The organism is Streptomyces sp. CBMA152 (genome assembly GCF_014596475.1).
In the GTDB taxonomy this organism is placed as follows: domain Bacteria; phylum Actinomycetota; class Actinomycetes; order Streptomycetales; family Streptomycetaceae; genus Streptomyces.
The window spans coordinates 1-20,589 of the sequence record NZ_MECJ01000012.1; the positions used below are offsets into that span (position 1 = coordinate 1).

A 20,589-nucleotide genomic window follows, 5' to 3' on the forward strand; every position below is an offset into this window, starting at 1 on the left:
CTTCGCTCCGCGAAGACGACGCGCCGTCGCTACGCGACGGATACGTCGTGATGCTCCGCATCACTGATGCTGCGTCACTCCGTGACGCAGCATCAGGTCGCTCCGCGACCCGAGCGTGAGAGATCCCGCTCCGCGGTCTCTCTCAACGGAGTTCGCTTCGCAAACTCCTACGGCTGGCTACAGTGTTGGGGGCTGTTTCGTCAGAGGTCTTCGGGATCTTGGGCCCTGCTGAGCTTCGAGGTTCCGGCCGCTCTCATGTCGAAGGTGTGGTCCCTCCGGATCCGGAGGGCTTCCCCGTCGGTCTCCACGGTAGCACTTCCAGTGTGCTTCCTTAGCGGGATCAGGGGCAAAAAAGTTACGGGATCTCTGAGTTTTCGGGGCGCTCCTCTTCGGCGGGGGCAGCGCCGGCTTCGCGGAGGATGCTCTGGATCAACTGGCTTCTGTTGTCCGAGAGTTGGCCGTTCTTCTGGCCGGTGCGGATCTTGCAGAGCCAGGGGCCGATCATGACGCGTTCCCCGTCGACCTCGATGCCTTCCCGGGCGCCGGGAGGGCGGCCGTGCCGCTCGATGAAGGCGCGCAGCAGGGTGGCTGTCTGTTCGAAGGAGCGGCGTTTTCTGGTCTGGGCAGTGCTGAATGTGGCGGGGGCGGTGGTGGTCTTCTTCGTCGTCGTCAGGGTGATGTGGTCCGGGGTGAGGCCGATGCGGGCCAGGAGGTGGCGTTGATCGTCGTCGAGGGTGTTCCAGGTGGTGAGCTGGCGCTGCAGCCAGGCGCCGGCTTTCACTCCGTCAATCACCGTGTCGTGGCGCAGAGTTGCGGGGTCGTGTCCGTCCTGGATGTGGCGGGCCAGGAGGTGGTACTTGCGGTGCCAGTCGGGTCCGTACGGGAGGAGCCAGTTGGGGTCGAGGGTGGTGAGGCGGGTGTGGCGGGTTGTGGGGAGTTGGCCTTTGCGAGCGAGGCCGCGTTGGTCGACGAGGAACTGGCCGCCAGGATCTTGGGCGGGGATGGCGAGGTGGCCGTGTTCGGTGTGGAAGGCCTCGATGAGGGTCATGTTGCCTTCGAAGGCGGCTTCGTTCTCGTCCCAGATCATGCCGAGCTCGTCGAGTTCGGTAATCCAGTCCGCAGTCAGGGTGCCGCGGCGGTGGGCGGTGCGCTGGCCGGCGATGAAGGAGCCGAGGCGGTAGCCGTAGGTGTCTTCGTAGTTGGTCGGGACCTTCAGGTGGCCGTGTTCTGCGTGGTAGCGGGCGGCCGCCGCCAGGCCGGCGCGGCGGGGTGCGGAGAGCACCGCGCCGTCCGACGGCCAGGCCAGCAGGTCCATGGCGCGGGCGATCGTGCCCGGGTGGAGGGTGAAGTCGAAGCGGAACCGGCGGGCGAGGAGGCGGTGGGTGGTGTCGTCCAGGCGGTGCGCAGTGGCCTTGCGTGGGGCACGGGCGGCGATCGTCTGGTCGTGGTGGCGCAGCGCGGCGGTGATCAGCCAGAGGGCCTCGAAGGGGGTGTCGAGGAGGTCGGTGGGGTCGGCCTCGGGTGGGATGTAGGCGGGGATGATCAGGCTCGCGGTCTTCACATCGGTGGTGGGGGGTTTGCGCAGGGCGCGGCCCAGGGCCTGGACGATGCGGCGCACGCTCTCGGTGCGGGAGGCGAAGACGATCGCGTCCACGGCTGGCAAGTCGATGCCTTCGCCCAGGACTTGGGCGTTGGTGATCACGGCGCGGTCGGCGGTGGCGAAGCGGTCGAGGAGTTGCGCGCGCTGGTGGGGGGTGTGGTTGCCGTTGATCGAGGAGATGCTCAGGCTGCTCGCCCAGGAGGGGCGCTGCTCGGGTGGGAGGGTGCGCAGGGTGTGGGGGAACTGGCGGGCGAAGTCTTCTGCGTCGGCAACCTGTTGGAAGTAGACGATCACATGCTTGAGGTCGTGCTCGGTCATCGCCTTGAGGACGGCCAGGTGCAGGGCGGTCGTCCGCCGCGCGGTCGGGGCGAACCCGGTGTGCGCGCCATCGGGGTCGGTCAGGACCGTGCGCAGGTCGGTGTCGGTGATGGTGGGGACCAGGAGCTGGTAGTCGGCCAGGACGCCGTCCTCGATCGCCTCGGCGTGGGTGTAGGTGTGCAGGCGGGGGCCGAACACCTTCGGGTCATCCATGGAGGCGATCAGGGAGGGAGATTCCCATGCCGGTGCGGTCGATGCGGTGCGCTTGGGGCGTGGGCGGGTGTCCGGGGCCTCAGCCAGGTGGGGGGCCTCCCATTCGTAAGGGGTCGCGGTCAGGTACAGGCGGCGGTCGGCCCGGACGTGCTGGTTGTCGTGGAGCATCGTCCACTGTTTGTCCCAGCTCCCGGCCGTGCGGTGTGCCTCGTCCACGATCAGGAGGTCGAAGACGGGGGCGGTGAAGACCGAGTGCAGGGTCTCCTCGATCCGTGGGAGGGAGTCGAGGGTGACGAACACCGTCGCTTTCTTGTGCCGGGTCAGCCAGTACGCCAGGTACTCCCCCGAGTTGGTGCTGTGCGCGGCGGCACCGGCGAGCAGCGGATGCTTGTTGGCCCGGAGCGAGGAGACCGCCATCAGCGGCTCGGTACGGCCATCCGCACGGGCGACCTGGGCCCACTGGCCGATCAGATCCCGAGACGGCACCGCGATGAGGAGGTGGCCGGCATTCAGGGCCTCGGCGGTGCGCAGCGCGATCAGCGTCTTGCCCGTCCCGCACGCGGACACCATGTGGCCACGCGAACCCGGCTTTCGCAGGCCGCGTGCTCCACTGTCCACCGCCGCCTGCTGATCGACGCGCAGCACACGACGAAGAACCGCAGTCCGGGGAGCGGGAGCAGGAGTCGCGGCCGCGGCTGCGGGGCCGGGGGTGGGTGGCATGGGGCAGAACCTCGGCAGACGACAGCAACGGACAGGCCTATCCTCCCGCGCTGGAGGAGGCCAAGGGGGCAGAAGTCTTGATCCGGCATCGGGCGTACGGCTGGTGGGGGGGGCTTCGCGGTCCCACTGACGCCCTCACGGGCGGGAGTCCCGAGAAAGGAAGGATCCGTCCGTCCGGCCATGGTTTCCGGAAGGCTGAGGAGATGGTTTCCGGGGTGTTCCGTCTGGCTCCTGTGGGTGGGGAGACGACGTGGTCGTTTCTGTGCCGGATCGCTGACCGGTACGGGCTGGAGGAGAAGGCGCTGCTGTCTGGTTGGCAGTGGCGCGGTCACCGGCCCCGGCATGACGGGGGTGGGCTGCGGGCGGATGCGGAGGTGCTGCTGGATGCGGCGGGCCGGCGCGCGCTGGGTTCTTTGTGCGGAGTTGGGGAGCAGTCGCTAGGGCGGGCGTTGCCGTCCTGGGGGCGGGATGCTCCCGAGTTCGACGGACCGGAGGAAGGCCGGGGGCGAGGGCTGTGGCGGGTCGGGGGTGCGGTGGCGGGGCCGGTGGCGTTCGGGTGCCGGCTGTGCACGGCACGGCGTACCGGGGCTGCGGTGCGTGTGGTGCGGTACGCGCAGCGGTGGGAGCGGGTGTGCGTGCGGCACGGCCGGTGGGCTCTGGACGCCGACGCCGAGCAGGAGTTGGAGTATCTGGACCTGCGGGGCCTGCCGGAGGTGGTCGCGGCGCAGCGGCGGTGGTGGGGTGTCGCGCGGCGCGCGGTGCGGTCGGGGGTGGAGCCGGGTGAGGTGTTCGCTCTGGCGTATGCGGTGGTGGCCCGCTGGTGGGAGGGGGCGTACGGGTGGGAGAGGGAGGAGATCTGGCCGCGTCGTCTGCACCAGGTCGCGGGCGGCAACGCGGGGACCGATTTGGAGCGTTGGCGGATCGTGGGGCGGGATGCGGTCATCTTCCCTGAGGTAGTGGCCGTCGCGGATGCACTGCTGGATCCGGGGATGGCGCAGTTGGTGTGGGTGGACAGCGGGGCGGAGCGGCCGCGGCCGCTGCCCGCTGACGGGGCGTTCTGCCGGCGGCTCGGGGAGCGGGTGGGAAGGGAGTGGCTGGGGCCGCTGGTCGCGGTCGACCACGGGGGCCCACTGATCGCATGGATGGGAACTGTTGTCCGCCGGCGCCGCCACCCCGAAGGGCGGCCCGGGCCGTATGCGCGGTTTGAGGAGAACCTGTGGTGGGTGCGCCAGGAACACCAGGCGGCGACCATGGCCGCCCAGTTGCGGGCGCTGTCCAAGGAGAGGAAGACACCCGGTTCCGGCACGAACTGGCGCTCCACGGTGTCCGCCGAGCAGCGTTTCCTGATCGAGAACCTGCTCGGTGACGCGGAGGAGCAGCTGCAGCAGTTGCGCGGTGCGCAGAGTGGTACCACCGCGGACGCGGCGCAGTATCTGCTGCAGGGCCTTGGCCGTGGTCTCGATCTGCTCGACCAGGTGCTGCTGCGGATCACGGCCGCGGCCGCGAACGCCGGGGTGCCGGTGGACGATGTGGCCCGGTGGGCCCGCCTGCCCGCCGATGCCGTGGCGGAGGCACTGAAGGCGTACGGGGACGGGGAGGAGCGGTAGCCGGTCGCGACGGGTGCTACTGGTGCAGAGCGCGGGGCGTGGTGCGGGCAGGCCTCGCTGTCGTGGGACGGCGGGCTGTATCGCATCGCGTGGCGCTGTGAGTCCAGAACACGGGAATCGCGCCCGGCACGGTGGGGATGGGGTTTGGCTGGGGCGGGTGATCGGCGAGAGTGCGGCAGCCGGGTCGGTGGCAGGCCCGGGCGGGCGGAGGTGAACGTCGCGGCGGGGTTCGAGGCGATGTTCCTCGACCCGGTAGGCCGGATGGTGCAGCAGCGGTGGGCGGACGCGGCTGTAGCGGTCGCCTTCGAGGAGTTGGATCCGGTGTCGGCATTCCCGGTCGTACCGGGGCGGCGGTGGGGTCCGGGTCTGTGGTGGTCGGCGACCTGCGGGCGGCATGTGGCCTCGGGGTCGAACGCGATGCGCGTCCAGCTGATGGTCCTCGACCGCGACCCGCAGGTGATCGGCATAGCGGGGCGGCCGGTGCGGCTGCTGTGGCGCGACGGCCGGGGGCGGGAGCGTTCCTGGGTGCCACAGCTCTTCGCCCGGTACGCGGACGGGACCGGGATGCTGGCCGACTGCCCCAGCCACGCCGAGGCCGGCGGGCAGCGGGCGCTGGCTGCCGCAGCCGTGATGACGCAGGCGTGTACACAGGCGGGGTTCGTCTACCGGCGCCTTGAGCCGCTGGACGAGGTAGTGGAGGCCAACGTGAAGTGGCTGGCCGGCTACCGGCACCCACGCAACCGGGGAAGGGCGGGACTGCTGGAGGCGGTGGTGGACGTATTCGCACAGCCGCGCCCGCTCATCAAGGGAGTGGCAGAGGTCGGCGATCCGATCGAGGTGCTGCCCGTCGCGTTCCACGCCCTGTGGTCGGGACGTCTGGTGGCGCTGTTGGAGATGCCGCTGCACGGACACGCCGTGGTCCGGGCCGAAGGCGGCAGCAGGCCCGACGCGGGCTGCGGGGAAGCGGGGTGAGCGGGGTGCGGCGGAGCGGGTGGCCGGTGGTGGAGGTCGGGGCGCAGATCCGTTTCAGCGGGGCACAGTGGCAGGTCGTGGCCCTGTCTGGGCAGAGCTTCCACCTGGTCGGTGAGGACGGGGCGGACCAGGTGGTACTCGCCGGGCACCTGTTCGCCGACCCCGGCTTCGCCGTCGTAGGCGCGGAGCAGGTGCAAGCGGTGCCGCAGTGGGGGCTGTTCGAGACCGCCCCGGTCGCGGCACGGGAAAAGGCGATGGCCTGGCTTGGGCACATCCGCGAGGTCGAGTCCGGGCTGCCCGGCGGACCGGACAGCGGCGGGGTCGTGCGAGCCGAGTACGACCCCGGTCGGTGGACGCTGGCCGAGCGGGAACAGGCCAAAGCCGCGGAGCTGACGACGCTGGGCTTCGGGCGGGTGTCGCGGTCGACGGTGCAGCGTATGCGGCTGGCGTACCGCAGGGAAGGGCTGTGGGGGCTGGTCGACCAGCGCACCGCCCGCAGGCCGAAAGGCGGGGACGGCAACGCTGGAGGGCGTCAGGACGAGCGGGTCGTCGCCGCGGTCAAGGACGTACTGCGCGGGCAGCGGGGGCGCTCCAAGGGCACCGTCAAAGCGCTGATGCCGCTGGTCACGCAACTCCTCAAAGACCGGCACGGGGATACGGTCGCGATGCCCGCGCAGACCACCTTCTACCGGCTCGTCAACCAGCTCGCCCACCCAGCTGATCACCCGGCGAAACGCGTCCGCAGTGCTCCGCTCACCGATGGCGGGCGCAAGTTCACCCCGACCAGGGCGTTGCGGCCCGGGGAGCAGGTCCAGATCGACACCACCCGCCTGGACGTCCTCGCGCTGTACGGCGACGGGAGCGTGGGGCGCCCGGAGCTCACTATCGCGGTCGATGTCGCGACCCGCGCGATCCTGGCTGCGGTACTGCGGCCTGGTGGGACGCAGGCTGTCGATGCCGCTCTGCTGCTCGCGGAAATGGCGGTGCCGCATCCGGCACGACCCACGTGGCCCGACGTCCTGCACTTCGCCCGCAGCACCGTCCTGCCCGCGGAGCGGTTGCTGTCGCTGGACGAACGTCTCCATAAGGCGGCTGCCCGGCCGGTGGTGGTGCCCGAGACGGTGGTCGTGGACCGGGGGAAGGTGTACCTGTCGAAGGCGTTCACGGGCGCCTGCGAGACGCTCGGGATCAGTGTGCAGGCCTCACCGCCATTCGCACCGACCGCCAAGAGCATCGTGGAGCGCACCTTCGGATCGCTCAACACGCTGCTCTGGCAGCACCTGCCCGGCTACACCGGCTGTGACGTCACCCGCCGCGGCCGGGACGTCGCACGCGAAGCCTGTTACAGCATCGTCCAGTTGCAGGAGTTCCTGGATGAGTGGCTGGTGCTCTACCACCACCGCCCGCACCAGGGCCTGCGGCATCCGATGCTGCCGAAGGTGGTGCTGTCGCCGAACGAGATGTGGGCGGCGTTGGTCTGCGTCGCAGGCTATGTTCCGGTCCCGCTGAGCAGGAACGACTACGTGGAGCTGCTGCCGGTGCGGTGGCAGGCGATCACTGAGCACGGCATCCGGCTGCACCACCGCACCTACGACCACGACGTGCTCGGCCCGTACCGCGGGCAGGACTCCGGTGTGGCGGCCAGGGGCGGGAAATGGGAAGTCCACACCAACCCGCACGACGTCCGCCAGATCTGGGTCCGCCTCCCCGGACCCGGGCTCACCGAGATCCCGTGGATCCACCGCGACCACGCCCACCAGCCGTTCAACGACCGTATCTGGCAGTACCTGCAGACCCTCACCCCACGCCACACGGGCCACGACCGGTACGAGGCGGACCTGGCCGAAGCCCTCGATCAGCTGATGCGCCGCGCCCACGCCGGAGGGGCCACCGCCCGCGAGGAGTACCTCCTCGCCCGCCGCACCACCGCCCGCACTCCCCTGCCCGAAGACGAGGGTGAGGGTGAGGGTGAGGGCCAGCAACAGGACACCGCAGCCGTAGACGGGGAAGAAGACGGCCTCGACCGAAGCGCGGAGGAGGCTGCCGAAGACGACGAGGCATGGGGCACTCCGGCCGTGCCGGTGGCCGGGTACGGGCTTTACGACGCCCAGGAAGAGGCCCGCAAATGGTGACCGGACACCGCCGGGGAGCAGGCCACGCGGGGGTGCACACGGACGTGGCTGGACCGCCAGAACACGGCACGGGCGCGGCAGACGCCGACGGCGCGGGTGGTGGGGCGTGGCCGGTGACGACCTGGCAGGGCTGGCAGCACTTCGCCACCACCCCTCCCCCACAGCCGCCCGCCCCCGAAGAGCCGGCGCGCAGCGACGAGGAACGTCTGGCGTATCACTCCGCGTTCGTCACCGTCCGCACCCCGGCCATCGACACCCTGACGACCAACGTGCGCACGCTGATGATCCTGGGCAGGCACCAGAAGACCACCGCCCGCCCCTCGCTGATCGTGACCGGGCCGGCCGCGGCCGGGAAGACCACCGCCCTGTTGACCGTCGGGCGTACCTGCCACCTCGCCCACACCCAGCAACACCCGGTGCCGGACAGTCGCGTGCAGGCACCGGTGCCCGTCGCCTACGTTCTGGTGCCGCCCGCAGCGAGCGCGAAAACCCTCGCGGGCGAGTTCGCCCGCTACCTGGGCGTCCCTGTCACCAGCCGCATGACGCAGGCCCACATCACCGACGCCGTCTGCCACACCTACAACCAAGCCAGGGTGCGCCTCGTCCTCATCGACGAGATCCACCGCCTCAACCCCCGCACCACCACCGGCGCACAAACCGCCGATCTACTGAAAGACCTCACCGAACGCATCAAGGCGACATTCGTGTACGCGGGCATCGACGTGACGCAGACCGCGTTATTCTCCGGCGTACGCGGGGCCCAACTCGCCGCACGCGCCAGCCTGGTGGAATGCGGGCCGTTCCCCGCACGCCTCGGGAAACGCGAGCCGTTCCGCGAGCTGATCGCCGGGGTCGAAGCAGCACTCGACCTCCGCGCGCACCGGCCCGGCACCCTGGCCCGCCACGCCCCGTACCTCCACCAGCGCACCGCGGGCCGGATCGGGAGCCTCACCCGATTGATCCGCCAAGCCGCGATCACGAGCATCCTCGACGGCACCGAACGCATCACCAAAACCGGCTTGGACCAGATCCGGCTAGACCACCAAGCTGAAACCCACCACACCAGCCAAAGCCGCTCACCCCGACCCCACTGACCAGGCAAAACCGCGCTGACCAGCGTGAATACGGGCGGTGCCATTAGACGCGGGCTGCACTCTGCGACAACACCCACAATTCTTACCGAAGTTGGCGTAGCAGCAGGCCAGACCACCTGTCACCCCACCCGAAACCGCCCCGGAAAGTTCTCACTCAACCTGCAACACCCCAGCTCAACCCCACCCCTACACCCCAACCCACACCAGGGCCGAATATCGACGCCCGCGAAGAAGCCAAGAAGTGGTAGGGGCCTGCGGTCGTTGGCGGGAGGGCGCGGCGGGAGGCGGCGGGACTTCGACGGGGTACTCGTACCCGGACGCCCCAGGGCCACAGCAGCACCAGCCAGCCGTTGGCTTGTCAAAGGACTCCGAAGGGCACCGAAGGCGTCGCGTTCGCGGCGCTGGCACCGCTCCTGGGCGAGGACGGCTCGGCCGGTGGGCCAGTCGACGACTTCGAGGACCAGCCCGTGCAGCTCGCCGGGATCGCGGGCCCGCCGCCACCACGGTGCGCTCCCTGGTCCATGTGGCGTAGCGGCCGTGGTGGAGGGAGCTCGGGCCGTGTGACGGTGTGGGCACAGCGGGACGCACGGCAGTGCTCCGTTCTGCTGTGACACCGACTGTTCCGTCCGGGCCGCCACCGGTACGGAGCGGTAGACCCGCCACCACGCCACGGCGTACTGCGGGCCGGGCGTCACCCCCCTTGGTACCTGGAACAGCCCCCGTACGGGGCGGGTCCGGGCCGTGTGAGAGGCAAGAACTGATGGACCTTCATCCCCCCACCCCCGACACATCCGGCCGATACCCGGCCGGTCCGCCCGGGCGGCGCGTTGGCCGCAGCGCGGCAGCCCTGGCCGTACTGCTCACCGGCATCACCAGCCCGGCACTGGCCGCCCCTCCCCCACCGCCCCCCACCAGCCCCCAAGTCTTCACCAGCGGCACGTCCACGTTCACCGTGCCCAAAGGCGTCAAATCCATCACCGTAGAGGCATGGGGGGCCGGCGGCGCAGGAGGAAACGGCGGCGTCGGCGGCAGCGGCGGACAAACAGACAACGCCGGGGGTGGTGGTGGCGGGGGCGGCGGCGGGGGCGGCGGGGGCTCAGGCGGGTTCTACGTCAAATGCAACCTTCAGGGCGACACTCTGCCCGGCACCGTCTACACCGTGCAGATCGGCACCGGCGCCTCAGCTGGCATGACCGGCGGCGCAACGACGGTGACCGCCGCCGACACAAGCGGCGTCAAAGCCGATGGCGGCAGAGGCGGCACAGCTGGCGCACACGGCGGAGACGGCAGAAACGGCGCCTTCCTCGACCCCGGTGCCGGAGGCAGCGGCGGAACCAAAGGCACTGGTGGCAGCAGCGCAGGCCTCGGCGCGAACTGCAACAGCGACAACAACGGAAAAATCCTGGCCATCCGCGTAGCCAACGGCAGCGGCAGTAACGGCACAGACGGCACAGACGGCAGAGCCGGCACAGCCGGCGGCCTCCTCGGCGGTCCGGGCAACGGCGGCAACGGCGGCAACGGCGGCAAGGGCGGAGCTGGCGTCAACGGCTACGGAGGCGGAGGCGGAGGAGGCGGAGGCGGCAGAGGCCTCCATGGCACCGGCTCACCCGGCGGCAGTAATGGCACGGGTGGATCCGGCGGCACGGGCACCGACGGAGGCCAAAACGGCGCCACCACCACCAACAATGGTTCCGGCGCAGGCGGCGAAGGCACCGGCCGCGTCGTCATCAGCTGGTAACACCACCAACCCAACGGCAGCGGGGCCGGGCAGCACACACCCGGGCCCCGCCCCCGCCCTGGAATCGGTAACAAGCCCGGCGGCGCGGTCCGCGCTTGCACGGACCCAAGTCGCCGCAGGCGCCCGCGACTTCACCCGCAGGGCCCGCCAGGGCCCGGAGGGCGGCCCTCGGGGCGCCGTGTGGCACCCTGGGCCACCGCCACGGAAGAAAGGGCTTCTAGAGCCCGCTGAAAGGCTTGCTGCGCCCCGTCCGCAGCCGCTCCCCCGAGGGTGAGACCCGTCGGTAGGGTGGCGGGCCCCGGGGCGGGTGGCCGGTCAGTCGGCCGGTGACACGGAACTCCCGCCCCGGGTTCCAACTCTGGGGTGGCCCCGGACATGACGATGCCCCGGCACCACCGCCCGGCCGCGCCCGCTCCACTGCGCCCAACGGGCGGTGGACCCACCGACTCAGCGTCAGAGCGACTGCCGCCAACTCAGCTGCTGGGCAAACACGTCGTCCTCTTCGGCGTAGTACGCCTCAGCCTCAGCCGTGATGCCTACACAGCGGCACCGCTCCGAAGGGGAGTCGAGAGCGGGGCACTCCTCGTAATGCCCCTCGGGGTTGCTGCGGGCGGTCTGCTGCGGAGTCCACGGCAACGGCAACCCGTCGCCCGCAGCACGCGGAACGAGATGGACGTGAAGGTGCTGGACGCTTTGGGTCGCCGTGGCTCCGACGCTGGTGATCAAGTTCAGGTCGCAGCTGAGTTCGGCGCCCAGTTCGGCGGCGCGCGCCATCGTCCACGCGGTCACGGCCGGGTCGACGACCGCGGTCTCGACGTGGCGGCGCGGGATGACCAGGGTGTGCCCGGCGGTCACCCCGCCGCGCGGCACGATGGCGATCGCGTCGTCCCACTCACGCACCAGGGTGGCGGGCTCGGTGCCCGCGATGATCCGGCAGAACACACACGACTCGCCCACGGTGGGGTCGCGGTGGACCAGCGGACGGCCGATATGCCGGTGTACGACCTCGACGTCCACACCGTGGTCGCGAAGCCACGAAGCGACGGCTTCAGCGACGGCCGGGGCGCGGTGCCTGCCATACCAACAGTGCACGTCCAGGCGGACCGGCCCGCCGTCGCCACGACCCTCGCGCACGGCCAGGACGTCGCGGCCGGCACCCTCGATCAGACCAGCAGCCCCGGGCGTCGCGAGGACGTGGTCGCGTACAGCCGGATCGAGTCCGGTCAGCGGGACCAGGCCCTGGGTGATGGCGTGCGCGGCCGGGTCCCACAACGTGCCGGACACATCGAGCTTGACCACCGGCCCGTCATGACGCGGCGGGTCATTCCAGCGGGCACCGTACGAGGTCACGACGACGTGGGGCGTTGCGAGCATGGCGGGGGCTCTCCTTGGTCGTCTGATAGGCGGTGCCTTCACCATCCCTGCCACCGGGGCACTGCGGCAGGGGGTTGGCGAAGTTTCCCTTTTCCTCTTTTCCGGCGTCCTGTGTCACCGGCCCCGGCCCCAGGCAGTGCCTGCCTGACCGCTCGTACGCCATCGGGGCTGTACGCGCGCCGACCCGCCACGGTCCTACTGCGCGACGCCGGATGAGCCGGTGCGCGCCGCGACCAGGTGGAGGACAGCGACGAGCGTCCCCGAGCTGGAGATCAGCCCGCTCTCGACCAGACTGTTGATCCGATCCAGCGGACCCATGCGGAGCGGTGACCCTCGTCGCGCTCGGACGGCTCACCGACCTTCGTCACGCCACGAGCAACGAAGACGTGGTGCGGGCTGTCGACGGTCCCCGTCATCGGCTGGTAAGTCACGACGTGATCCAGGGACCCGGAGATCTCGTAGCCGGTCTCCTCGACCACCTCACGAGCAACCGTTGCCGCCGGCTCCTCGCCGTCTTCGACGACCCCACCGGGAAGCTCCCAGCCCCAGGTATCGGAGACGAACCGGTGCCGCCACATCATGAACACCCGGTCCCGGCCGTCGACCATGGCCACGATCGCGGCCGGGGGCAGGGCTACCTTGTGGTGCTCGAACCGGCTGCCGTCAGGGGTTTCGATGTCTGCAGCGCTGCCTGTACTACTTCCCGAGGATCGAAGGCGGCCTGGCCCCCACCAGCATCAACGGGACCTCCTCGTCCACCTGGCATAAGACACGCGAGGCCGCGTGGTTGACCGGACAGAAGGTCTGCCTGCTCCCGACGTTGAAGATCACTGTCTTCTAGGGCGGGCGTCAGGGCGCAGGCGGGAGTTCACCCGCAGCACGCGGAACGAGATGGATGTGTTTCCTCTTTGCCGGGCCGATCGACGGAGCCTCGACACCGGTCTCGTGGCCCGCGTCGGCCGCGTGGTGATCCGTCTCGCCGAGCGAGCGGACGGGGCGCCGTACGACGTCGTACGGGCCCGGTCGCGGCGCACCGGTGAGGTGGTCGGCGACATCACCGACGACGCGGCGTAGGCGCGCCGCGTTCCCGGACGGGTGATCGTGCCCGACACCCGTGACCGTCTGGGGCGCGGCCGGTTGGCCAGGCATGAAACGCACAGTGATCGCCGCCGTGGCGGCGTCCCTCCTGGTCGGCGCAGCAGCTGTTCCGGCGTCACCCGACGCCCGGGTCCGCGCGGGGGATGTGACCCTGTGGGTACGCAGCGCGGGGACGCTGGTGGAGAGTGCCGGCGGGTCGATCACGGGCCACCAGGACGGGGTCAAAGCGGCGCTGATCGCCCGCTCGCCGAACGGTCACTGGTACACGGTCACGCCGTGGCGCCCGGTGAGCTGGTCGCGCTCGTGGGGGATGACGGTCCACTGGACGCTCCACCGGCGCACTTCACCGACGGGACGCGCCTGTGCCTGGAAGCCAACGACACCTCGGACCAGCCCTGCTGTGACTGGGCGAGGTAGTCGTCACCAGGCGCGCACCGCGACCTGCGTGTTCGGCTCGCCTTGAGCGCGCTATCTGTCACCAGTTGGGCGAGATAGTTGTCACCTGCCTCGCCTTGTCGCGGTTGTTGTCACCACCGCCGGGAGCGAACCGGCTGCTCAGAGCGGGTGCGCGTGTCCCGCTCGCCGTCGAGAGGGTCGTGGTGACAGTTCGCGCGACCAGATGACAGGTACCTCGCCCAGTCACACTTCGAAGAGATCAAGGCCCTCGGGTTCACCGGTTGTCTGAACCTGCTGCACAAGTACATCAACCAGGGCCGCGCGGACGCCGACCGCAGCCATATCTCCCCGCGCCGGCTCGCCCGGATGCTGCTGACCAGGCCGGACAACCTCAAGGCCGAACAGCACGCGCTCCTGGACAACCTCACCGCTGCCTGCCCCGAGATGACCCAACTGGCCACCGGCATCCGAGACTTCGCCCCGCTCCTTGCGCCTCACGCCGACAACGCCGACGCCCTCACGCACTGGATCACTCAGGTCCGCGGCGCCGACCTGCCCCACATGCACGCCTTCACCAGAGGACTGGAACGCGACCGCGACGCCGAGAACGCCGCGCTCACGCTCCGCTTGACACACCCTGTCACGGGGCACTCCCGACGAACCCCGCCATCACACGAGCTTGCAAAGGCCCCTGGGAGCCAGGTCACGAGTACACCAGCATTTGTCCGGTCCCCCACAACACGAACCGGGCCTTCCACCGGACAGGGCATGCCTGCTCGCATATCTCCACAGCGGATTCCAATAGTTCTCGAGCAGGTCGGCCACCGCTTCTTCGCCCTCGATGACGTAGTTGAATTCCGATAGGAACCCTGGGTACAGGTTGTCCGACCCGACCACGTACACCTCGTCGTCGATCACCATCAGCTTCGCGTGATTTCCGGGTGCCGAGGGAACCGTCGTGGATGTCAATCTCAATTTAAGAAGGTCAAATTCAAAACCCTTCCCTTTCTGCGCGGCCTCATAGGCATCGCCGATCACGCCCTCCTTCGGGCGCCGCTCGCTCAGTGGCGGCTGCTTGAGCGTGGCGGTAAAACCCGCCGTGGGGAGATGCGGCCACTTGTAGGTCTTGCCCTCGACGGTGTTTCGGGATGGGACATCCGTGTAGTAGAACGGGGCAATGAACAGTCGGCTCAAAGCTTCAAGTCGCCTGTCCTGGTCAGGATGCTCGTCGTCGGTCTCCGCGTCGTGCAGCATGTAGTAGCGCATCAGTGAGAATGTGCGGACCGCGCCGGATCCGAACGAATACTGGTCTCCCCCCGCACCCGCCCCGGCATCTAGTGGTGACACCACCACCTGCACGGTCAAATCCTTCTTTTCCAGCAACGCCTTCAGGATCGAGTGGCAAACGACGTGGTCCTTCCAATTCTTCTTCCACGCGCTGATGAGGTCCATCTGCGACATCTTGATAGTGCGCTCCGCGCCCAGGATGAGGTCTTCCTTCATTTTCCCGGAGTCGTCCTCGTACCCCCCTTTTTCTGTCTTGGACCAGTACTTACCCACCGACCCGTATCTGGTGGCGAGCTTATATTCGCCGAGCGCGTCGTATCCCGCGAACGTCTGTCGCACGGGGAAGACGTCTGTGTCGAGGTCGCCGTCGAGCACCTGGTACTGGTCGCGGGGCACCGGGCTCGGTGAACCAGCCGACACCGCAGGGGCGACGCCTTGGTGCAATTCCACAATCTCTTGCTGACTTTTACGGACGTTCTCGATTGTATTCGGCGATTTGAGCGGGTTGGTGGGCCGGGTCTGGGTGTTGGTATGATCCTCCCATTTCGGTTTCGTGCTTTTGAGTGCCTCGAGTCGCTCGACGGCCAGCAGGTCTTTTCCGCAAGCCCACATCTTATCCAAATAGGTGTGCGCGTCCGCCGCTGCTGGCCCATGGACCACGACCGACAGGTCGTGCACGGGCGGATAGCTCAGGAACAGGTCCATGTTCAGGTTGTGCCCGCCGGCCAGTACCTCCGTGGCGTCGGCGACAATGATCTTCGAGTGGTTCCAGGTCATCCTCTCGTCGGGTGCTTCTACAATGTCCCCGAAGAGTTTCCAGTTGATGGCAGCCGCTATTCCGCCCGCCACCTGGTAGTAACGCCCCAACCAGATTTCTGGGAGGTGCGTCCAGTGTTTTCTCCGCTCTAGGACCATGCGGATGACAGCCTGCTTCAACAGCGTGTAGTTCTCAGGGGTGCCGTATTCTTTAAGCGCCGTTGGCGTCTGGCCGAACAGGAACCGGAACTGTGTGGGCGCGGGCCGGAGGATCTTCTGGCTCAGCGCGGTGTCCATGGCACCGAGAATGATGCCGGCCCAAGCCGGATCCGGGGCGTTGAGAGACGCTATGTCGCAGCGATACCGAGATTTTTGGACGACCTCCTCCAATGCCCGCTGGAACTCGCCCTGCCGGGCCCACGACTGCTGCATGATCGCCGGGCCGAACGGCCTTCCCCAGACCCGCGGCGTGTCCATGAGCCGGATATAGTTAGGGGCTTCGTTGGGCAGATGTTTGACTTTGACGCTTTCATCCATGGCTTGTCTCCCCTAGCGTTTCGAGTCTGAAGTAGGTTTACGTCTGGTGTCGGAGGGAATCGGGTCATGCTTTTGGCGTTGGTGCTTCGTGCTGGTGCGAGCTGTGGGGCCGTGGTCGCGGTGCGGGCGCCGGTCGAGACGGTGTGTCCGAGCGCGGCGAGTACGGGGGTGGCCTCCCGGAGGGTCGCGCCGATCCTGCTCTTGGGCAGGCCGGTTGCCTCGGCGAGCGGTGCCTGGTCCATGGACCAGCACTTCTTGAGGAGGAAGACGACGAGTTGGTCGGCGGCGGAGAGCCGTCTGCCGCCGGCTCCGGGGCCTGCGCCGGGGCGCTTGCCAGGCAGGAAGGTCGGCGGGTGCTCGGTGCACCAGGCTTGGTAGCGGGCAGTGAGCTCGTCGAAGGCGGCAGGCTCGAGTCCGGTGAGGCTGGGGTGACGCAGCGGGCTGTCCGTCCACTCCGAGCTCGACGCCGGCGCCTACCCCACCGGCGTCACCGTCCCCGACAGCGTCATGGAGCGTCTGCCGCGGACGCCGCACGAGTGGCATGGCACGTGGAACTACACACTGCGCCCCGAACCCCTTGCCCCTGAACCACCCCCGCCCAGTGCCGAGTTCGGGCGTTTCCCGGCCTGTGACAAGTTGCCTGCCTGGCTGCGTGTCGTGGTCGCTCCGATGGGTGCTGACGACGACTTCGTGGCCAGGGCCTGCCCGGCGGATCTTGCAACTGGCCATGCCCCGGCTCGCTGGCATGTGCATGGGGCGGGGAGATCTTACGAATGATGAGTGGGTCCGGCTGAAGCCGCGTCTGCCGGAGTCTGGGCAGCGTGGCGGGCGTTGAGCCAGCCATCGCAGGATCATCAACGAGATCCTGTACCGGAATCGGACCGGGGCGCCGTGGCGGGATCTGCCTGCTCGCTTCGGCAAGTGGAAGACCGTCTATGAGCACCATAGACGCTGGCCGGCGGACGGCACCTGGGACCAGACCTTCGCGGCCGTCCTGGTCGACGCCGACGCGGAGGGCCGTATCGACTGGTCGATGGTCAGCCGCTGGGGCTCGAAGGCGCGGCCGCGAGTGCCGGGACAAGACGCACGCCCCGCCAGCGCCGCCCCGACGAGGGACTCGGACGGCTCCCGGGGCGGCCTGACCTACACAATCCACCTCGCCGGTGAGGGCGGACGCCGCCCGCCGGCCCTGCCCATCGCGCCGGGCCAACGGGGTGGCGCCCCGCAGTTCATCCCGGTCATGGACCGCACCCGTGTCGGCCGGCCCGGCGGCGGACACCCCCGCACCCGACCGGACCACGTCAGCGGCGACAAGGCGTATCCCTCCTGCCGCAACCGCCCTGCGACGACGCCAGATCAAGCACACCATCCCCGAACCGAGGAACCAGCGGGCAAACCGCCAAGCGCACGGCAGCAAGGGCGATCGGCTCACTGGTTTCGGCAAGACGATCTACAAGCGCAGGTCCGCCCATGATCCGCCGGACAGGCCCACAGGCCCTAAAGATAGGTCCAGTGTACCCAGCCGGCGCCGGTGCGTTGGGCGGTCACGGGATAGGGCTGGCGGTATGAAGGGTCCCCGGCCACGTCCTCGAGGTACTTCTTGTTCGTGGGGTTTCTGCCGTAGGCTGACGAGACGTGCCGTACGGCGCCGTCGCGTCCCGAGATCGCGGTGCGTAAATCGCCGAGCACGACCTTGTCGCGCCGCGACCCACCGCCCATCTTGTCGAAGGCGCCGTGATCGAGGTTAATCCTCTGCCGCAGCTCCAGCGCACCAAGATCAACAGCCGACGCTTGTGAAAAGACCGTTCCCCAGTCCGTGAGATAGGCCCTGGCCATCTTGTAGACCAGGTGCGGAACCCGCGCGACGCTGGTGTCGGCGTTGGTCGGGTCGTACTTCCCGTCACGGGTCGTGTTCCCGGCGACCGTCGCATGTCGTCCACGGCACGCGAACAGCCGATAGCCGTCGGGCTGAGGGGTGCCAGCGATTTTGGCGGGTTCCAGCGGGTTCGCGCGCCCGCTCAGGTAGCTGTCGGCAAGGTCTGTCCATCCCAGCTTGTTCAGCTTCCTCACATCCGGTTCGGCTGTGCTGATCCGTGCCATCTTCGCGTTGGGCTTGGGCACAAGTCCGGGGTCGAAGAGTCCGTCCAGGGATTCGCCGATGTGGTCCCAGGCGGTGATCCCAACGTAGTTGGTGACGTTCGGGGCCAGCTTGGTCATGATCGAGTACCACGTTCCGGGGCCAGGAACCGGATCGATCGCGAAAATGCGCACGGGGACGTCCTTCTTTGCCCCACCGTAGGCATACAGGAACCAGGCGGCCATCATGCATTCCACGGCGCCCCGACTGTGCCCGATGAAGTTATACGCCGTCGCATCGCTGGCGGCAGCCAGGTTCGCGCCATGCAGAGCAAGGGCGGCCGCCGACGTCCGACCGATGGCAGTGTCCATCTTAACGCCAATATCAGACCGCCGATCGCCCCGCGAATACTTCTCAGTAACTTTTTTGAGGCCCGGGGGAATATTCAGCGGAGCATTCAAGGTAAGCGCGTCGCTGATATCTACGTTACCCCAGTCGTTCGCTCCCACGCCGCGCACGATCACGCTGGGATTCGTGGCTTCCAAGCGGTCGCCGGAGATCTCCATGTGGATACGGACCGGGATATAGCCGGTTTCTTTGCTGTAGATCCGCTTGTCACTATCAGAGCGTGACTCCTCGCCCTCATCACGAGTGCACGATGTCCCGCTGAAGCACACGGTGTATGTTCTGTCCATTGATCGTCCTTTAATTATTCCGCGAAACGGCCCAGGCGTCGGCTTCTGTTATTTCCTGCTCCTGTCGAACTGTCGAACGGATGAAAAGCGGGCTGCTTCAGGTCGGTACCAGCAGGTCGACCGCCGTTGTGGCGGTTTCTTTTTTCTTGAGGGACACGTAAGTAATGTGGGTATCGGCGATGTTGAATGCTAGGGCGTGGCCTTCGTTCGAATGGGTGAGACTGGCGGTGATATCTTTGAGGTCGATCCCGGAAAAGACGGCGGGTAAGTCGGCAACGGGGATATCGAGGGCGGTGAGGAGGGTGGCGACGGTGAGAGTGTCATCGGTGGTGGTGAAACTGCCGGTGAGTGTCCAGTAGGGATCGGCCCCGGTCCCGTATGTGAGATCGCCGACGAGGCTGAGCGTGAGGTCGGGTGTGCCCGGAAGGGCGAACTGGAGCTCGGCACCGGCTTCGAGATCGAGCTGGCTCCAGCCGGCCTCGGGCGTAGAGCGGGTTTGAGTGAGGTCGACCCGGACAGTGAGGTTCGCAGGGGTGGGCGCGCTCGTGTCGAATGCGGTGTCCAGCGTGAAACCGAATACACGTTGCAGGCTGCTGTTGGTGACGCTGATGCCGAGTGTGTTGATAGTGGTGGCGGGCAGCTGAAAGGGGAAGACTGTGAAGGAATTATTGAACCACTCGGTGAATTCAGCCAGAGGCAGGTTTTCGAGTTCACCACTGAAGGTCCAACTGATGTCGCCGCGATGACCCATCAGGCGGACTGTGGTGTCGGCGATTTTCAGACCTCCGGAAAAACCGGTGTAGGTCAGGGTGCTGCCGCTGCCGGCGACGTTCAGCGACAGGTCGGTGACGGCGAGATTGTCGTTGAGCCGCCACACAGGGTTCGTGCCGCCGAGCAGACACTCGAGACTGTATTCCTTGGCGGCGGGGTTGATCTGGATTTCCAGGGTGTTGTCGTCGGCACCGGTGAGGTCGAGTTCAGGTGGGCAGCCGCCGGTGAAGCCCTTGCCCTTGATGGAGCCAGGCAGCTTGAAGCGGCCAGATAGCCGAGTGCCATGACCGGGGGAATACCTGCCGTCCAGGACCACGGAGTAGCCGTCGAGGGCACCGCGCACGGTGATGCCTGTCTCCAGGTTCTGCGGGCCGCTGAAAGTGACTTCCACGGCGTCGATTTCGATCATGTCGGCAAGTGTGACCAGCGGAGTTCCGGCGCTTCCCACCACGCCGACCGATACGGCGATCTGGTTGACCTTTTTGGTTCTGGTGTCGTATTGCACATCGAGATCAGTTACGGAAACCGGTAGATCTTTGACCCAGCCGCCAACGCCGTCGGGCCACTTCACCGTGCCAAGTTCCGTGCCGAACACCAATTCCGACAATTCCGATAGTCCGGCGGAGATCGGAATAGGCGCGAACTTGCCACGCAGCCTGTAGTTATCCTGGCCGACTTCTATGACATGGATACGGTTCGTTGCTGCTGTGCCTGCTACACCGGTTGTGCCGCGCCCACCGGTGGTGCCAGGCGTATCGAAGTGGAAGCAGGCACCAACGATAGGATCCTCGCGCCACGGCTGGGGGGCAAGCATAATAAGAGCTTCGGGATGGTGCACTTTCGGCGCTTCGGGATCGTGCACTTCCGGCGGTTTGAACACGCTTATGTCCGGGGTGCGCATTTGGGGACCGATTGCCAACTGGTCCCAGCGGCCGGCCAGATCGGCGTAGATGACCAATCCGATCACCTTTTCGTCCCGGTCAGAAACGAACTCCACTCTCACCCCCCGCTCGGCCTTGTCGAATTGCGCTGTACCCGAGACCGATAGGGAAGATCTGTCAAATTTGGCATCCCTAACCCGCCAGGTAGTGCCGAGATTTGCATCGGAGAACACCGCTCGCGATCTCGCCCCCAGCCCCAGAACCGCGTCGGACAGTTCCAGCGTTCCGCTGGATGCCTGCTTTTCGATGTCAGCTACCAGCAT

The 20,589-nt window shown here is 67.9% G+C and carries 12 protein-coding genes and 4 pseudogenes; 9 read left to right on the top strand and 7 right to left on the bottom strand.

Annotation, left to right across the window (positions count from 1 at the left end; genetic code table 11):
- Positions 1 to 355: 355 nt before the first annotated feature.
- Positions 356 to 2,851: a DEAD/DEAH box helicase gene (locus BG418_RS11805; RefSeq protein WP_188273754.1), complete on the bottom strand. Its 2,496-nt coding sequence runs from the start codon at positions 2,849 to 2,851 to the stop codon at positions 356 to 358.
- Positions 2,852 to 3,444: 593 nt separating this feature from the next.
- Between BG418_RS11805 and BG418_RS11810 the strand changes: the two genes are divergently transcribed.
- The 5 genes from BG418_RS11810 to BG418_RS11830 all read left to right on the top strand — a co-directional run bounded on the left by BG418_RS11810 (position 3,445) and on the right by BG418_RS11830 (position 10,394).
- Positions 3,445 to 4,458 carry a DNA-binding protein gene (locus BG418_RS11810; RefSeq protein ID WP_317453620.1) on the top strand — a complete coding sequence of 338 codons (1,014 nt, stop codon included), beginning with the start codon at positions 3,445 to 3,447 and terminating at the stop codon, positions 4,456 to 4,458.
- 210 nt (positions 4,459 to 4,668) lie between these two features.
- Positions 4,669 to 5,430: a TnsA-like heteromeric transposase endonuclease subunit gene (locus BG418_RS11815; protein WP_317453621.1), complete on the top strand. Its 762-nt coding sequence runs from the start codon at positions 4,669 to 4,671 to the stop codon at positions 5,428 to 5,430.
- A complete protein-coding gene (locus tag BG418_RS11820) occupies positions 5,427 to 7,562 on the top strand; it encodes a Mu transposase C-terminal domain-containing protein (RefSeq protein ID WP_188273756.1) in 2,136 nt (711 codons plus the stop codon). The genes BG418_RS11815 and BG418_RS11820 overlap by 4 nt, the downstream gene beginning before the upstream one ends.
- Before the next feature lie 113 nt (positions 7,563 to 7,675).
- Positions 7,676 to 8,656, top strand: coding sequence for a TniB family NTP-binding protein (locus BG418_RS11825; RefSeq protein ID WP_188273865.1), 981 nt, complete (start codon positions 7,676 to 7,678; stop codon positions 8,654 to 8,656).
- Between the two features lie 760 nt (positions 8,657 to 9,416).
- Positions 9,417 to 10,394: a hypothetical protein gene (locus BG418_RS11830; RefSeq protein ID WP_188273757.1), complete on the top strand. Its 978-nt coding sequence runs from the start codon at positions 9,417 to 9,419 to the stop codon at positions 10,392 to 10,394.
- A gap of 453 nt (positions 10,395 to 10,847) precedes the next feature.
- On the opposite strand, the gene BG418_RS11835 is transcribed toward BG418_RS11830, so the two are convergent.
- Positions 10,848 to 11,768, bottom strand: coding sequence for an HIT domain-containing protein (locus BG418_RS11835; RefSeq protein WP_188273758.1), 921 nt, complete (start codon positions 11,766 to 11,768; stop codon positions 10,848 to 10,850).
- A gap of 272 nt (positions 11,769 to 12,040) precedes the next feature.
- The gene (locus BG418_RS11840; RefSeq protein WP_317453626.1) at positions 12,041 to 12,445 is read right to left on the bottom strand and encodes an NUDIX hydrolase; all 405 of its coding nucleotides are present in this window, start codon (positions 12,443 to 12,445) and stop codon (positions 12,041 to 12,043) included.
- Between the two features lie 268 nt (positions 12,446 to 12,713).
- Here BG418_RS11840 and BG418_RS40510 point away from each other — a divergent pair, with 268 nt between their 5' ends.
- Entirely contained in the window at positions 12,714 to 12,842 is a 129-nt protein-coding gene (locus tag BG418_RS40510) for a hypothetical protein (RefSeq protein WP_262928576.1), read from the top strand.
- Between the two features lie 666 nt (positions 12,843 to 13,508).
- A pseudogene (locus tag BG418_RS11845) lies at positions 13,509 to 13,925 on the top strand (ISL3 family transposase); the annotation flags it as partial.
- Between the two features lie 6 nt (positions 13,926 to 13,931).
- On the opposite strand, the gene BG418_RS11850 reads toward BG418_RS11845, so the two are convergent.
- Together BG418_RS11850 and BG418_RS11855 are read right to left on the bottom strand one after the other, a co-directional pair.
- Positions 13,932 to 15,842, bottom strand: coding sequence for a phospholipase (locus BG418_RS11850; protein ID WP_188273760.1), 1,911 nt, complete (start codon positions 15,840 to 15,842; stop codon positions 13,932 to 13,934).
- 95 nt (positions 15,843 to 15,937) lie between these two features.
- Positions 15,938 to 16,279: pseudogene (locus tag BG418_RS11855) on the bottom strand (ISAzo13 family transposase); the annotation flags it as partial.
- On the opposite strand from BG418_RS11855, the pseudogene BG418_RS41155 reads away from it, so the two are divergent.
- Both BG418_RS41155 and BG418_RS11865 read left to right on the top strand, forming a co-directional pair.
- Positions 16,275 to 16,496, top strand: a pseudogene (locus BG418_RS41155) (ISAzo13 family transposase); the annotation flags it as partial. The pseudogenes BG418_RS11855 and BG418_RS41155 sit on opposite strands and share 5 nt — an antisense overlap.
- A gap of 97 nt (positions 16,497 to 16,593) precedes the next feature.
- Positions 16,594 to 17,308 (top strand): annotated as a pseudogene (locus BG418_RS11865) (IS5 family transposase); the annotation flags it as partial.
- A gap of 31 nt (positions 17,309 to 17,339) precedes the next feature.
- Here the strand turns inward: BG418_RS11865 and BG418_RS11870 are convergent.
- Positions 17,340 to 18,614, bottom strand: coding sequence for a Tat pathway signal protein (locus BG418_RS11870; protein WP_188273761.1), 1,275 nt, complete (start codon positions 18,612 to 18,614; stop codon positions 17,340 to 17,342).
- 97 nt (positions 18,615 to 18,711) lie between these two features.
- On the bottom strand, positions 18,712 to 20,589 hold the full coding sequence (locus BG418_RS11875; RefSeq protein WP_188273762.1) for a hypothetical protein: 1,878 nt from the start codon (positions 20,587 to 20,589) through the stop codon (positions 18,712 to 18,714).